Raw genomic sequence first — 13,542 nt, 5'->3', positions numbered from 1 at the left:
CGAGCCCGGGCGACTCCGCCTCGCGCGCCACGCAGACACTTCGTCCACGTTCCTGTCGAAAGAATGTCCGGGCATTGCCGCGCGCCTGCGCCGCCGCGCGGCCACTCGGTTCCTGCGGGCAAGTTAGGAAGACTGCCATGATCGTTTCCCACAAGCACAAGTTCATTTTCCTCAAGACCAACAAGACGGCCGGCACGTCGATCGAGATCGCGTTGTCGAAGTTCTGCGGTCCGGAGGACATCATCACGCCGATCTCGCCGGTCGACGAGGAAACCCGCCGCTCGCTGGGCTACCGCGGTGCGCAGAACTACCTGGCGCCCTGGTACGAGTACGGCGTGCGCGATGTGGCGAAGCTGGCGCTCAAGGGCAAGCGCAAGCTGCGCTTCTACAACCACATGACCGGGCGCGAAGTGCGCGAGTACATCGGTCGGGATGCGTGGAACGGCTATTTCAAGTTCTGCTTCGAGCGCAATCCCTACGACCGGCTCATCTCGCACTACTACTGGTGCAACCGCTCCGAGCCGCGCCCGCCGATGTCCAGCTTCATCCGCACCCCCCGGGCAATGATGCTCAAGCACCGCGGCTTCGATGTGTACACGCTCGGCGGCAAGGTGGCGGTCGATCGCATCTGCCGCTTCGAGTCGATCGCCGACGAGCTGGAAGAGGTCCGCCGGATCATCGGCCTGCCCGAGCCGCTGCAATTGCCGCACGCCAAGGCCAAGCACCGCAGCGACAACCGCGGCTACCGCGAAGTGCTGGGCGAGGAGGAGCGCAGCTGGGTGGACAAGACCTTCGGCGATGAACTGCGGTTGCTGGGCTATCACTACTGAAATCGCCGCGAAACGGCCTCGCCAGAAAGCCCGTGCGGCCTCTCCCCGAGGGGGAGAGGGCGCATGCCTGTACGCCGGAACTCCGCGTGCTTGCGGTTCTTGAACGGCGATTTCACGGCAAAACCTCAATCATCCGGCAGGCAAAACAGGTCGCGCGGGCGCCCTCGCGCAGGGCGACCGCGGGCGTCGCCTGCCGCTTGCGACAGCGCGGCCGGCCTGCAATCCGAACGACTTGAAGGGCTTGGCCAGATGGATCCGATCGACCGCAAACACGGCAACCGGCAAGAGGCGAGCATGAACCTCAGCGTGGTGGTGCCCGCGTACCGTTCCGAGCGCTGGGTCGAGCGGACGATACGTTCGGCGATCGCCGAGGGCGTTGCCGAGCGCAACGTCATCGTGGTCGAGGACGGCGTGCTCGACGGCACGGGCAAGGTCGTGCAGGCCACCGGGGCGCGGCTTTTCTCGCTGCAGCAGAACGGCGGCGCGCCGCGTGCGCGCAACCTGGGCCTGGCCCAGGTGGACACCGATTACGTGATGTTCCTGGACTCGGACGACTATGTGGAGAACGGCCTGCTGGCCGGACTGGTCGACGCGATGGAGCGCGAGCACGCGGACGTGGCGATCGGCCCGTGGGTGTACGACGGCGAAGGTCGCGAGCGCGGGATGCTGCGCCAGCCGCCCGCGCTGGACAACGGCGAGCGGATCTTCCATTGGGTCATGCACGCGTTCTTCCCGCCCTGCTGCATCGCCTGGCGCACCGACGCCATTCGCTCGATCGGCGCGTGGGACGAGCGGCTGCGCAAGGACCAGGACGGCGAGCTGATGATCCGCGCGCTCATCCGCGGCCTGAAGGTGGCGATCTCCAGCCAGGGCAACGGTGTCTACTGGCAGCACGACTCGCCCCACCGCGTGACCAAGGCGCAGATCAAGGACGTGATGTACGCGGCCGACGTGGTGTTCGAGCAGATCGAGGGCTGGGTGCGGTCCCGGCTCTCCGGCGGCAACGGACAGGACGAGCGGTTCGCCCTCGGTCGCCTCTGCTGCAAGACCGCGTGGGTGGCCTACGCCTACGGCGACAGCGCGTCGGGCGCGAAGTGGAGCGCCAAGGCGCGCGAGTTCGGCTTCCACAACCGCGGCTACAACGCCCGCAGCGCGCTGCTGGCCTCGTTCCTCGGCATCCGGATTTCCTCGCGCATCAAGGCCGGCACCAGTTCGGTGTATCGACGCATCGCGCAACGATAGGACTTTCGATGCGGCGCAACGGCGATCAGTCGTCCCGGTACCGTCGCTATACGGCCGATTCACGCCGTCCCCTCCAACGTTCGCGACCCCGGCCTACGGTCGAGCCCGCCTCTGATTCACCACCCATGACAGACACGAACGTAAGCGCCGCCCACCACGCCCTGTTCGAAACGGAACACCTGCACCAGGACCTGCGCAAGCGCAGCGTGCGGGGTGCGGCGGTGACCGTTTCCAGCCAGGCGGCCCGTCTGTTGCTGCAGGTCGGCGGCATGGCGGTGCTCGCGCGGCTGCTGTTGCCGGAGGATTTCGGCGTCTACGGCAAGACCATCGCGCTCACCGGCTTCATCACGACCATCCAGACCGGTGGACTGTCGCTGGCGACCGTGCAGCAGGCCGAGATCAACCATGGCCAGGTCAGCACGCTGTTCTGGCTCAATGCGCTGCTGGGACTCACCGCCGCCGCGCTCGTTGCCGGACTCAGTCCCGCGATGGCGTGGTTCTACAAGGATCCGCGCGTGCTGGCCCTCGGCCTGGCCATGGCCGGCGTGGTGCTGATCAGCAGTCTGGGCGTGCAACACCGCGCGTTGCTGCAACGGCAGATGCGCTTCACGCAGAAGGTGAGCGGCGACCTGGTGGCGCTGGTGGCCGGCTTCGCCGCCGCCGTCTTCGCCGCCTGGCTGGGCGCCGGCTACTGGGCATTCGTCGTGCAGCAATACACCATGGCGCTGGTCACGCTGGCGATGCTCTACGGCTTCTGCCGCTGGGTGCCGGGGTTGCCGCGACGCCGCAGCGGCGTGCGGCCGATGGTCAAGCTCGGCGCGAACCAGAGCGCATCGAGCATCCTCAACTTCGCCAACCGCAACGTCGACAACGTGCTCATCGGCCGCTACATCTCCGATGCCGCGCTGGGTTTCTACACGCTGGCCTACCGCATGCTGCTGCTGCCGATCCAGCAGATCAACGCGCCGCTCTCCTCGGTCATGCTGCCGGCGCTGAGCCGCCTGCAGCACCAGCCCAAGCGATTCTGCCGGTTCTACTACCGGGCGCTGGGCGCGATCGTATTCGTCGGCATGCCGATCGTGTGCTTCCTGCAGGTGGATGCGCGCCAGGTCATCGAGCTTGCGCTGGGACCGAAGTGGTTACCCACCGTGCCGCTGTTCCAGGCGCTGGGCATCGCCGCGTTCATCGGCACCTTCAACATCGCAGGCAACTGGGTCTATACCTCGCTGGGCCGCACCGATCGCCGGCTGTTCTGGCAGGGCATCTCCACGCCGATCACCGTGGCGGCGTTCTTCATCGGCCTGCCCTGGGGCGCGCTGGGCATCGCGCTGTCCTTCAGCGCCACCCGCGTGCTGCTGGTCGTTCCCTGGCTGAACAACGCCTACCGCGGCACGCCGGTGGACCTGTGGACCACGGCCAAGACGCTGGCGCGGCCGGCCGCCACGTCCATCGGCGCCGCACTCGTGCTGTGGGGCATCCATTCGGCGACCGGCGAGTTGCCGGCGCGCTGGGTGTTCCTCGACGCGCTGATCTACGGCGGCCTCTACTTCGGTGCGTGGCTCGCTGATGCGTCCGGGCGGGCGCACATGCGGGATCTGATGTCGGTGCTGGAGGAGTTGCGCTCGCGCAAGCGTTGAGGGCGTTTCGCGGCATGCCGCGAGCCCCGGATCCAAGGGCAAGGAGGGCACCATGCAGGGAACATGGCTTCGCGTGTCGCGACCGTTGCGTCAGGCAGGGGCGGACCTCGTCCGCTACTGCCGCCACCGCACCGCGGCGGTTTTCCCCAGTCCCGTCATCTTCGGCGGAAGCCCCAAGTCGGGCACCACCGCCATCGCGGCGCTGCTGGCCGAGGCGACCGGCCTTTCGCTCAGCAACGATCCATTCTGGCGCGTGCTGCGCAGCGACGGCGACGGCTTCCTGCTGCCGGACGTGCTGGAGGGAAACCTGCGGCTGGATGCCTTCGTGCGCAAGTACCCGGCCTACTTCTCCGCGCAGATCGTGAAGGATCCCGACTTCGCCTTCCTCTACCGGGAGCTGCAGCAGGTGTTCCCGGAGTCGCCGCAGGTGTTCATCGTGCGCGATCCGCGGGAGAACATCCGCAGCATCCTCGACCGGCTGCACATGCGCGGCGACCTCGAGCACCTGGGCCCGGCCGAGAAACGCACGCTCGCCCGCGAAGGCGGCTGGCGCGCGATCCTTGACGGTCGCGGGCTCGGCCTGGACGGGCGCGCGAACTACATCGGCCGCCTGGCGCAGCGCTGGACCCGCGGGGTCGACGCGTACTTCGCCGCGGGCACGCCGGTGCATCTGGTGCGCTACGAGGATTTCCTCGAAGACCGGGCGGCCTTCATCGCGGACCTGGCCGACCTGCTCGGCCTCGAGCTCCGGGCCGATGTCAGCAAAAGGCTGGCCCGGCGGCCGGCCCACCACGGCTACCGCTCCCTTTCCACCGAGGCATTCTTCGGCAAGCGGAACCTGTCGATCATCGAGCGCACCTGCGGCGAGCACATGGCGAAGTTCGGCTACGCCTGACCGAAGCCGGCCGGGCATCCGGGCGTCACCAGGGAGCCCGACCATTCACCCGGTTGCGACGGCACGGATGGCAACGTCTGCAGCGTTGCGGCCGAAGACCAGGCAACTGCAACCCATTGGGAGTGCCGGCATCCTCGCATCCGTTGCGAAGGCGGCCGGGACACCCGAACACCCGCAACGACGTGCATGACGCGTAGCCGTCGCACATAACAACGCGCGTACCCGGTACCGCACACAAGGAGGATCCCAAGGTGACGGCCAAAGTTTTCTGCATCGGTTTCCACAAGACCGGTACCACCAGTCTCGCCGAGGCGCTGCAAGTGCTTGGCTACCGGGTGACCGGGCCGAACGGGGTGAGGGATCCGGACATCGCCAACCGGGTGCGTCCGATGGCCTGGGAACTGGTCGAGAAGTACGACGCGTTCCAGGACAACCCCTGGCCGATCCTCTACAAGGAGCTGGACGCGCGCTACCCGGGCAGCAAGTTCGTGCTGACCGTGCGCAGCACCGAGTCGTGGATGCGCAGCCAGCTCAAGCATTTCGGCGAGCGCGAGACGGCGATGCGCAAGTGGATCTACGGCGACACCCACGGCTGCCCGCAGGGCAACGAGGAGGTCTACGTCCGCCGCTACGAGACGCACAACCGCGAGGTGCTGGAATACTTCCGCGATCGTCCGGACGACCTGCTGGTGATGGAGCTGGCCAAGGGTGACGGTTGGGAAAAGCTGGCCCCGTTCCTGGGCAAGCCCATCCCCGCCATCGCGTTCCCGCACGCCAACAAGGCCGGCGATCGCGCCCTGGTCGCGAAGCTCCTGAAGAAGGGCAAGGCGCAACTCGCGCACATGGGCGTGCACCTCGCCTGACCCTCATCCGTCGCGCGCGGCAGGGCCGCGCGGCGGCTGGAAGCCGTGTCGATCCAGGTCGCGCCGCAGACAGGCAAAACGCCCCGGTGGGGCGTTTTGCCTTTGCTGGGTCAGGCCATCTGCGGCACCCGCGCGGCCGCGCGGGCGACGGCGTCAGGCTTGCGCCAGATGCTCCGGCCAGCCGAACCGTTCCCCCAGCGACCGGTCCCAGTCCTTCGGGGTGAACACGTAGGTTCCGGCGCCCGGCGTGACCGTCAGCTCGCCGACGTACACCTTGCCCTGGTGCACATAGAAATCCACGCGCAGGTAGCCGAACGGCTGCGCGAGCTTTTTCGCCAGCGCCAGCATCTCGGGCAGCGCCTGGGGTTTCTCGGTCGTGCCGGTGCTCGGCCGCAGCAGCGGAAGATCCATCTGGAAGGGCGCCGGCGACCAGTCCTCCAGGTACAGCTGCTGCTCGAGGTCGCGGAAGCGGCCGTGCATGTGCTGGATGAAAACGAACGGCTCCTGCCCCGACGCGTTGAACACGTTGAACTTGTAGTCGTCGGGCGCGTCGTCGCCGTCCAGCAGCGCCTTCTCGAAAAGGATCTTCGGCGGGATCGACAGGTAGTGCTTTTCGCGGCTGCGCGAGGCTGCGCCGTCGGCGAGCCAGCCGTTGGCCAAAGCGGCCAGCTGCGCCAGGTCTTCCTGGTGCTTGTCGCGGATGATCTTCACCTGTCCGAAGCCGTTGCTCGTCTTCATCACGAATGCCTGGGGCAAGGCATCGAAGGTCTCGGGCGTGACCGCGTCGCAGGAAAGATAGGCCGGCACCACGTAATCCGAGCCGATCGTCCGGGCGACGTAGTCCCTGGCCGCGACCTTGTCCGCCAGCATGGTGAACACCGGTTCCGGATAGCGCATCCGGTAGAAGATCTTTTCGGAGAAGCGCTTCGGGTTGCGGAAGTTGCAGAACCGGCCGTGCACCTGCAGCGACTTGTACTGGTAGAACCCAGCGTCGGGGAGCGAATTGAACAGGCGCTTGATGGCCTTCTTGGGCGCGAGGATCTTCATGACGCTCTCTCTTCCTGTCCTTCCGGCAACACGTCCATGGAAGGTACGCAAGGCTGGTTTCGTGCAATCCATGACGCGCCTGGTCGGGCTCCCACCACCGCCCGAAGGCAGCGGGGCGACTCTACTTCAAGGTCCCGGATTCGTCATCACGGCGCATGCCTGCCGGTGAGTGCCTCCAGTGCGACGACGCGTTGCGTTCCGGTAGCTGCATCGTGTGTTCGTGGACGCATGCGAAAAACACCGCGTTTCGAGGGCGGCGGCCGGGTGGCGTGACCGGCCGCAGGATTCAGATCGGCTGCCGCGCCCGTTGCGCCTGGTCGCAGGCAGCCCGGGCGCTCGGCGCGAGGTACCCGAACTTCTCCACGATGAACCGGTCGCGGTCGCCGACAAGCTTTTCCGTCTCCGCGTCGTAGTAGTAGGCCGGGCCGCGCTTTTTGGAAGAGGTGTTGGTCTTGGGCCGTTCCATCAGTTCGGCAGCCTTTTGCTTCGGTACCTCGACGTTCGCGGCCCGCAGCGCCTCCAGCAGGTCGGTCTCCAGGTGCTCGTTCCTGATGAAGCGATCGACGAAGCAGTGTTGCCGCTCGTGCTCGATCAACTGCTTCGGCGTGGTGACGGTCCTGAGCGTGCCGAACTGGTTCTTGCGGCAGGTGAACAGGCGCATGTAGCGGTAGGTCAGCAAGCCCGCGAAGCGGTTCAGCGGACAGCTCCAGTAGCCCTCGCCGATGTCGCGCCAATAGCCCGGGTCGTGGAGCATGTGCACCCACTCGCGGAAGGCGGCCGGGTCGTTGACGTCGCGGAAGGTGCGCTTCCACTCCTTCGCATGCCAGTTCGGTCGCATGCCCATGACCAGGCGCAGCACGGAGAAGAAGTCCCGCTTCCAGCCGTGGTCGCGCCACCGGATGCCGGGCGTGCTCAGGTTGCTGTAAAGGTCGCCCCGCCCGTCGCAGCAGTAGGCCCAGAGCGAGACGTGCCAGTCCCAGGGATCGCGCACCGAACCGAGGAAGAACCGGTCGCCGGCGAACAGGTCCGCGGGCGCCTGGTTGTGCCGCATGACCAGGCGGCCACCGACGATCTCCTTGAGCAGGTTGCGGATGTGCGTGCATCCGGTCTTCTGCAGTTCGAGAAAGACGATCCTGTCGGAAACGAACATAGGGACTCCAGGTTTCTTGAGCCGACGCGCCACGCCAGCCGACCGACCCGCGCGCGCCCGCGCCGTGGCGCGGGCAGGCATCGAGGCCGACAGCGTGTGGCGTCCGCAGGGGGCGATCACCGCAGGTGGGACGTTGCCATCCGGACTGTCGTAGAGGGGTGAACTGCTGACCTCGCTTGCGCCGCGCGGCGACCGCCGATTCACCCGCCTACGACAAACGCGATGGCAACGTCCCGGCGTTTCGTGGCGCCGACGGGTGCCCCGCGCCGACCGCATGCACGGATGCCACCGCCTGCGGGCAACAACCACCGATGGAGCCGCTATGTTTGTTTCCGACAGGGTCGTTTTCGTGGAGTTGCAGAAGACCGGATGCACGCACATCCGCAAGCTGCTCAAGGAGATCGTCGGCGGCGAGCTCATCGACAAGCACAACCAGGCCGGATCGCACCTGTTCACCGGCGACCGGTTCTTCCTCGGCTCGATCCGGAACCCGTGGGACTGGTACGTCTCGCACTGGGCCTACGGTTGCGACGGCAAGGGCACGGTCTATTTCAACGTCACCACCGAGGGCTGGCGCGGTCGCGGCCGTGGCTGGAAGAAGCACCCGATGCAGACGCTGGCCGAGTTCCTGCAGAGCCGTCCCAACCGGCACGCCCACGAGTGGCGGCGTACCTATCGCGATGCCAACGACCCGGGGGCGTTCCGGCAGTGGCTGCACATGCTGCACGATCCGACCTACTGGCCCGACGTCGGCGAGGGCTACTGGAAGTGGCCGGCCAGCCGCGTTGCCGGCCTGCTGACCTGGCGCTACATGAAGCTGTTCACCTGCCGGGAAGGCGGGCTGGGCGCGTTGATGTCCGTCGCCACGCCGGAGCAGCTGGCCGCGCACGAGAGCAGGGATTGCTTCATCGACTGCTTCGTCCGCAACGAGCGGCTGGAATCGGACCTGCTCGACGCCCTTGCGCGCGCCAACATCGCCGTGCCGCCGGCGACGGTGGAGGAAATCCGGCAGCGCCCGAAGACCAATGCGTCTTCCAAGAAGCACGGCGCGCAGTACTACTACGACGCGGCGGCCGAGCGGCTCGTCGCAGAGCGCGAAAAGCTGATCGTTGAGAAATTCGGCTACCTCGCGCCGGGGGCCGGGGCATGCGATCGGCGCGCGACCGCGCCGGTCTAGCGGCTGCGTTCACGCATCGGTCATCCAGACAACCAAATGCGTGCGGTGCGCCAGACCTTGTCATTGGACGTTCCGCCACCGCCGTTTCATCTATCGAGCACGCGGTGCTGACAGCACATCGACGCCGCCGTTGAAAGAATTGCCCAGTCCGCCGGTATTCGTTCACAAGGCGTGTGCCGGCGGTGAAGCGGAGCCGTCCCGGCCTGGAGGAAGGCACTCCCCTGACGGGTCCTTGTTCCGGAATCGCATAACGCATAGCTACCGATTTCTTTCACAAACGCTTGCCCAAGATGCAACGTCACGGTTGCCTTCTTGGCGCCTCCCCGCAACAGGACTGCCCATGACCCTGGCCGCCACGCCCCAAGACCACGCCCTCCCGCGCCCCGAACAGGCGCCGGACAACGACCTCCAGCGCCTTGCCGCTTCATCGCACTTGAAGCGACTGGAGGCCGAAGCGATCCACATCATGCGCGAGGTGGCTGCCGAGTTCGCCAACCCGGTGATGCTCTACTCGGTCGGCAAGGATTCGTCGGTACTGCTGCACCTGCTGCAGAAGGCGTTCTACCCGGCGCCGCCGCCGATCCCGATGATGCACGTGGACACCACCTGGAAGTTCCGCGAGATGATCGCCTTCCGCGACCGCCGCGCGAAGGAAACCGGTTGCCGGCTGATCGTGCACACCAACCAGGAAGGCGTGGCGCAGGGCGTGAACCCGTTCAGCCACGGCGCCAGCGTGCACACCGACATCATGAAGACCCAGGCGCTGAAGCAGGCGCTGGACAAGTACAAGTTCGACGCGGCCATCGGCGGCGCGCGCCGCGACGAGGAGAAATCCCGCGCCAAGGAGCGCGTGTTCTCCTTCCGCAACGCGCAGCACCGCTGGGACCCGAAGAGCCAGCGTCCGGAACTTTGGAGCCTCTACAACACGCGCATCCACAAGGGCGAGAGCGTGCGCGTGTTCCCGCTGTCGAACTGGACGGAGCTGGACATCTGGCTCTACATCTACCGCGAGAACATCGAGGTGCCCTCGCTGTACCTGGCCAAGGAGCGCCCGATCGTCGAGCGCGACGGCCAGCTGATCATGGTCGACGACGACCGCATGCCGCTGGAGCCGGGCGAAGTGCCGCAGATGCGCAAGGTGCGCTTCCGCACGCTCGGCTGCTACCCGCTCACCGCGGCGATCGAGTCCGACGCCGACACGCTGCCGGCGGTGATCCAGGAAATGCTCATCGCGCGTACGTCCGAACGCCAGGGTCGCATCATCGACCAGGACGCCTCGGCCTCCATGGAAAAGAAGAAGCAGGAAGGGTATTTCTGATGGATCTGCAAATCACCGACAGCCAGCCGGACAACGCCGTCACCGCGATCAACGATTACCTGCAGCGGCACGAGACCAAGAGCCTGCTGCGTTTCATCACCTGCGGCAGCGTGGACGACGGCAAGAGCACCCTGCTTGGTCGCCTGCTGTACGACACCAAGCTGCTGTTCGACGACCAGCTGGCCGCGCTCGAGGGCGACAGCCTGCGCCATGGCACGCAGAACGGCGAACTGGATTTCGCGCTGCTGGTCGATGGCCTGTCCGCCGAGCGCGAGCAGGGCATCACGATCGACGTGGCCTACCGCTTCTTCAGCACCGACAAGCGCAAGTTCATCGTCGCGGACTGCCCCGGGCATGAGCAGTACACGCGCAACATGGCCACCGGCGCCTCCACCGCGGACCTTGCCGTGGTGCTGGTCGACGCGCGCAAGGGGCTGATGACCCAGACCCGCCGCCATACCTACATCTGCAGCCTGCTCGGCATCCGCAACGTGCTGCTGGCGGTCAACAAGATGGACCTGGTCGACTACGCGCAGAGCACCTTCAAGCGCATCGAGAGCGACTACCGCCTGGTCGCGGCGCAGATGGGTATCGAGAACGTCACCGCGATCCCGCTGTCGGCGCTGGCGGGCGAGAACGTCTCCAGCCGCTCGCAGGTGATGGGCTGGTACAACGGCCCCAGCCTGCTCGAGCACCTGGAGACGGTGCAGGTCGAGCGCGTCGCCAGCAAGCTCGGTTTCCGGATGCCGGTGCAGTGGGTGTGCCGCCCCAACCAGAACTTCCGCGGTTACGCGGGCCAGGTGGTGGCCGGCTCCATCGCGCCGGGCGACGAAGTGGTCGCGCTGCCCAGCGGCGTCCGCTCGCGCGTGGCGCGCCTGGTCACCGCCGACGGCGACCTGCCGCGCGCGGTCGCCGGCGATGCGGTCGCCATCCAGCTCGAGGACGAGCGTGACATCAGCCGCGGCGACGTGATCGCGGCCACCTCCTCGCCGCCGCAGGTGGCCGACCAGTTCGCCGCGCACCTGCTGTGGATGGACAGCGCCGCGCTGCTTCCCGGGCGCCCGTACTGGATGAAGATCGGCGCGCGCATGGTCACGGCGCAGGTCACCGAGATCAAGCACCGCGTCGACGTGAACACGCAGGAGAAGCGTCCGGCCAAGCGCCTGGAACTCAACGAAGTCGGTTACTGCAACCTCGGTCTCGACCACGCGATCGCGTTCGAGTCCTACGAGGACTGCCGCGAGCTCGGCGCGTTCATCCTCATCGACCGCCAGACCAACGCCACCGTGGCCGCCGGCACGCTCAACTTCGCGTTGCGCCGCGCGGACAACATCCACTGGCAGCACACGGACGTCGATCGTACGGCGCGCGCCCGCATCAAGGGCCAGCTGCCGGCCTGCCTGTGGTTCACCGGCCTGTCCGGTTCGGGCAAGTCGACCATCGCCAACGTGGTGGAGAAGCGCTTGCACGCGATGGGCTATCACACGTACATGCTCGATGGCGACAACGTGCGCCATGGCCTGAACCGCGATCTCGGCTTCACCGACGAGGATCGCGTGGAGAACATCCGCCGCGTGGCGGAGGTGTCCAAGCTGATGGTCGACGCGGGCCTGATCGTGATGGTGTCGTTCATCAGTCCGTTCCGCAGCGAGCGTGGCATGGCGCGCAGCCTGTTCGAGAACGGCGAATTCCGCGAGGTGTTCGTCGACACGCCGCTCGAAGTGTGCGCGCAACGCGACCCCAAAGGCCTGTATGCCAAGGCGAAGGCCGGACAGATCCGCAACTTCACCGGCATCGACTCGCCCTACGAGCGTCCGGAGAACCCGGAGATGCATCTGGACACGATGGGCGCTTCGGTGGACGAACTGGCCCAGCGGATCATCGACGGCCTGCTCGGGCAGTGACTTCGGCCCTGCGGCCCGTATAAACGCCCCGCGTTCCTGAGCCCTCTCCCTCCCAGGGAGAGGGCTTTTTGTTGCGCGTTGCCTGTTTGAATCCGCTCCCTTCGGGGGTGGGGAATCGCGGGGAGGTTGCTGGTGACGGCAACTTTTCACGCGCCTCTGTGCGTGGCCGACGCAGTGCGACACCTCGCCCCGACAACTCTTTACGCGGCTCGATGCGTGAGACAGAGGCCAGTGCGATCCCCAGCTCGAACCCGCTCGAGGGGGAGGGGGAGAAAGCTGCTCGCGTCATCCGAGCCCGTCTGGGGGCCTTTGCCGGAGGCGGCCAGAAATCACCTCAATCGAGGGTGCTGGCCACGTGCGTCGCCGGCGCCGTGGCAGTCCTGCCGCTCGGCGGAAGATCCGCGTACGGGCCGGGTTCGGGCCAGCCGAACTTTGCACCCAGCGCTTCGTCCCACTCCCTGGGCTCGAACACGTACCGGCCAGCCCCAGGCGTGAGCGTGAGTTCGCCCACGTAGACGCGGCCCTGGTGCAGGTAGAGATCCACGCGCATGTAGCCCAGCGGCTCGGCCAGCTTGCGCGCCACGTGCAGCATCTCGTCCAGTTGCTCGGGCCGCGGAGCGACGCAGCCGCTGGTTTTCTGGTGCAGCAACTGGAACGGGGCCGGACGCCAATCCTCCAGGTAGAGGTCCTGGGTCAGGTGTTCGAAGCGTCCTTGCATGTGCTGGATGAAGACGTAGGGCTTCTGGCCAGGGCCCGGATTGAACACGTTGAACTTGAAGTCGGCCGGCGGGCGGCCGTCGGTCAGCAGGGCATGTTCGAAGATGATGCGTGGGCGGATGTAGCGGTAGTGCTTCTCGCGCATCCGCATCGGGAATTCGGAGGTCATCCACTCGTTGGCCAGGCGGGCCAGCGCCACGGGATCCTCGTCGCGCTTGTCCAGCACGATGCGCAACTGGCCAAAGCTGTGGTTGGCCTTCATCACAAAGCAGCCCGGCAAGGTGTCGAAGGTTTCCGGGCCCACCTTTTCGGCGATCAGGTAGGCCGGCACCAGATACTGCGAACCCACCGCGTTGGCCACGTAACCGCGTACTTCGACCTTGTCCGCCAATCGCGAGAACAGCGGCGAGGGATAGCGCATGCGATGGAAGATCTTTTCCGAGAAACGGCGCGGCAACTCGAAGTGGCAGGGCCGCCCGTGGGTCATCAGGTACTTGTATTGATAGAAAGCGCAATCGGGCAGCGCCATCACCAGCGGCGACACCTGTTCCCTGAAGGCTTTGAGTTTCCGCGTCGTCATCGTGTCGCCTGTTGCGAAGCGGGAAGTGCGCGATCGTTCGCGTCCCCGCTCGCCCGGTTTTGTCCGCCGACCCTCTGTTGCAGCCGGGGCGGCAAGCTCTCCTGCATTTTCGGATGGACGGTCAAACTCACGCGCTGGCGGTTTCCATGGAATGGGATGACAGTGATTTTCGGGCGTGCGGG

Annotated in this window: 11 protein-coding genes; 8 read left to right on the top strand and 3 right to left on the bottom strand. The window is 66.5% G+C overall.

What is annotated here, in order from left to right; genetic code table 11:
* The first annotated feature begins 137 nt into the window (after nucleotides 1–137).
* From ACFWZ4_RS14290 to ACFWZ4_RS14270, 5 genes are all read left to right on the top strand, one after another.
* Nucleotides 138–830, top strand: a complete 693-nt coding sequence (locus tag ACFWZ4_RS14290) for a sulfotransferase family 2 domain-containing protein (RefSeq protein ID WP_439705338.1) — start codon at nucleotides 138–140, stop codon at nucleotides 828–830.
* Between the two features lie 249 nt (nucleotides 831–1,079).
* Complete coding sequence (locus ACFWZ4_RS14285) at nucleotides 1,080–2,072, top strand: glycosyltransferase family 2 protein (RefSeq protein WP_439705337.1); 993 nt, start codon at nucleotides 1,080–1,082, stop codon at nucleotides 2,070–2,072.
* A gap of 125 nt (nucleotides 2,073–2,197) precedes the next feature.
* On the top strand, nucleotides 2,198–3,709 hold the full coding sequence (locus ACFWZ4_RS14280) for a lipopolysaccharide biosynthesis protein (RefSeq protein WP_439705336.1): 1,512 nt from the start codon (nucleotides 2,198–2,200) through the stop codon (nucleotides 3,707–3,709).
* 52 nt (nucleotides 3,710–3,761) lie between these two features.
* Nucleotides 3,762–4,604: a hypothetical protein gene (locus ACFWZ4_RS14275; RefSeq protein ID WP_439705335.1), complete on the top strand. Its 843-nt coding sequence runs from the start codon at nucleotides 3,762–3,764 to the stop codon at nucleotides 4,602–4,604.
* A 251-nt stretch (nucleotides 4,605–4,855) separates the two neighbouring features.
* Nucleotides 4,856–5,467: a sulfotransferase family protein gene (locus ACFWZ4_RS14270; RefSeq protein ID WP_439705334.1), complete on the top strand. Its 612-nt coding sequence runs from the start codon at nucleotides 4,856–4,858 to the stop codon at nucleotides 5,465–5,467.
* Nucleotides 5,468–5,620: 153 nt separating this feature from the next.
* On the opposite strand, the gene ACFWZ4_RS14265 is transcribed toward ACFWZ4_RS14270, so the two are convergent.
* The gene (locus ACFWZ4_RS14265) at nucleotides 5,621–6,514 is read right to left on the bottom strand and encodes an ATP-grasp fold amidoligase family protein (protein ID WP_439705333.1); all 894 of its coding nucleotides are present in this window, start codon (nucleotides 6,512–6,514) and stop codon (nucleotides 5,621–5,623) included.
* 286 nt (nucleotides 6,515–6,800) lie between these two features.
* Nucleotides 6,801–7,664: a hypothetical protein gene (locus ACFWZ4_RS14260; RefSeq protein WP_439705332.1), complete on the bottom strand. Its 864-nt coding sequence runs from the start codon at nucleotides 7,662–7,664 to the stop codon at nucleotides 6,801–6,803.
* 322 nt (nucleotides 7,665–7,986) lie between these two features.
* On the opposite strand from ACFWZ4_RS14260, the gene ACFWZ4_RS14255 reads away from it, so the two are divergent.
* From ACFWZ4_RS14255 to cysN, 3 genes are all read left to right on the top strand, one after another.
* Nucleotides 7,987–8,841 carry a hypothetical protein gene (locus ACFWZ4_RS14255; RefSeq protein WP_439705331.1) on the top strand — a complete coding sequence of 285 codons (855 nt, stop codon included), beginning with the start codon at nucleotides 7,987–7,989 and terminating at the stop codon, nucleotides 8,839–8,841.
* A 340-nt stretch (nucleotides 8,842–9,181) separates the two neighbouring features.
* Nucleotides 9,182–10,159, top strand: a complete 978-nt coding sequence (gene cysD / locus ACFWZ4_RS14250) for a sulfate adenylyltransferase subunit CysD (protein WP_439705330.1) — start codon at nucleotides 9,182–9,184, stop codon at nucleotides 10,157–10,159.
* Nucleotides 10,159–12,063, top strand: coding sequence for a sulfate adenylyltransferase subunit CysN (cysN, locus tag ACFWZ4_RS14245; protein ID WP_439705329.1), 1,905 nt, complete (start codon nucleotides 10,159–10,161; stop codon nucleotides 12,061–12,063). Before cysD ends, cysN begins: the two co-directional genes overlap by 1 nt.
* 334 nt (nucleotides 12,064–12,397) lie before the next feature.
* On the opposite strand, the gene ACFWZ4_RS14240 is transcribed toward cysN, so the two are convergent.
* Nucleotides 12,398–13,360 (bottom strand): ATP-grasp fold amidoligase family protein, encoded by a 963-nt coding sequence (locus tag ACFWZ4_RS14240; RefSeq protein WP_439705328.1) that lies wholly within the window; start codon nucleotides 13,358–13,360, stop codon nucleotides 12,398–12,400.
* Between the last annotated feature and the right edge of the window lie 182 nt (nucleotides 13,361–13,542).

The organism is Frateuria sp. GZRe12 (assembly GCF_051900535.1).
Taxonomy (GTDB): Bacteria; Pseudomonadota; Gammaproteobacteria; order Xanthomonadales; family Rhodanobacteraceae; genus Frateuria_A.
This window is presented reverse-complemented; position numbering and strand designations above follow the sequence as displayed.

Excerpts from the sequence above, each read along its gene's own strand:
- ACFWZ4_RS14290 (WP_439705338.1), top strand. The coding sequence starts at position 138 with ATGATCGTTTCCCACAAGCACAAGTTCATTTTCCTCAAGACCAACAAG.
- ACFWZ4_RS14285 (WP_439705337.1), top strand. The coding sequence starts at position 1,080 with ATGGATCCGATCGACCGCAAACACGGCAACCGGCAAGAGGCGAGCATG.
- ACFWZ4_RS14280 (WP_439705336.1), top strand. The coding sequence starts at position 2,198 with ATGACAGACACGAACGTAAGCGCCGCCCACCACGCCCTGTTCGAAACG.
- ACFWZ4_RS14275 (WP_439705335.1), top strand. The coding sequence starts at position 3,762 with ATGCAGGGAACATGGCTTCGCGTGTCGCGACCGTTGCGTCAGGCAGGG.
- ACFWZ4_RS14265 (WP_439705333.1), bottom strand. The coding sequence starts at position 6,514 with ATGAAGATCCTCGCGCCCAAGAAGGCCATCAAGCGCCTGTTCAATTCG.
- ACFWZ4_RS14260 (WP_439705332.1), bottom strand. The coding sequence starts at position 7,664 with ATGTTCGTTTCCGACAGGATCGTCTTTCTCGAACTGCAGAAGACCGGA.
- ACFWZ4_RS14255 (WP_439705331.1), top strand. The coding sequence starts at position 7,987 with ATGTTTGTTTCCGACAGGGTCGTTTTCGTGGAGTTGCAGAAGACCGGA.
- cysD (WP_439705330.1), top strand. The coding sequence starts at position 9,182 with ATGACCCTGGCCGCCACGCCCCAAGACCACGCCCTCCCGCGCCCCGAA.
- cysN (WP_439705329.1), top strand. The coding sequence starts at position 10,159 with ATGGATCTGCAAATCACCGACAGCCAGCCGGACAACGCCGTCACCGCG.
- ACFWZ4_RS14240 (WP_439705328.1), bottom strand. The coding sequence starts at position 13,360 with ATGACGACGCGGAAACTCAAAGCCTTCAGGGAACAGGTGTCGCCGCTG.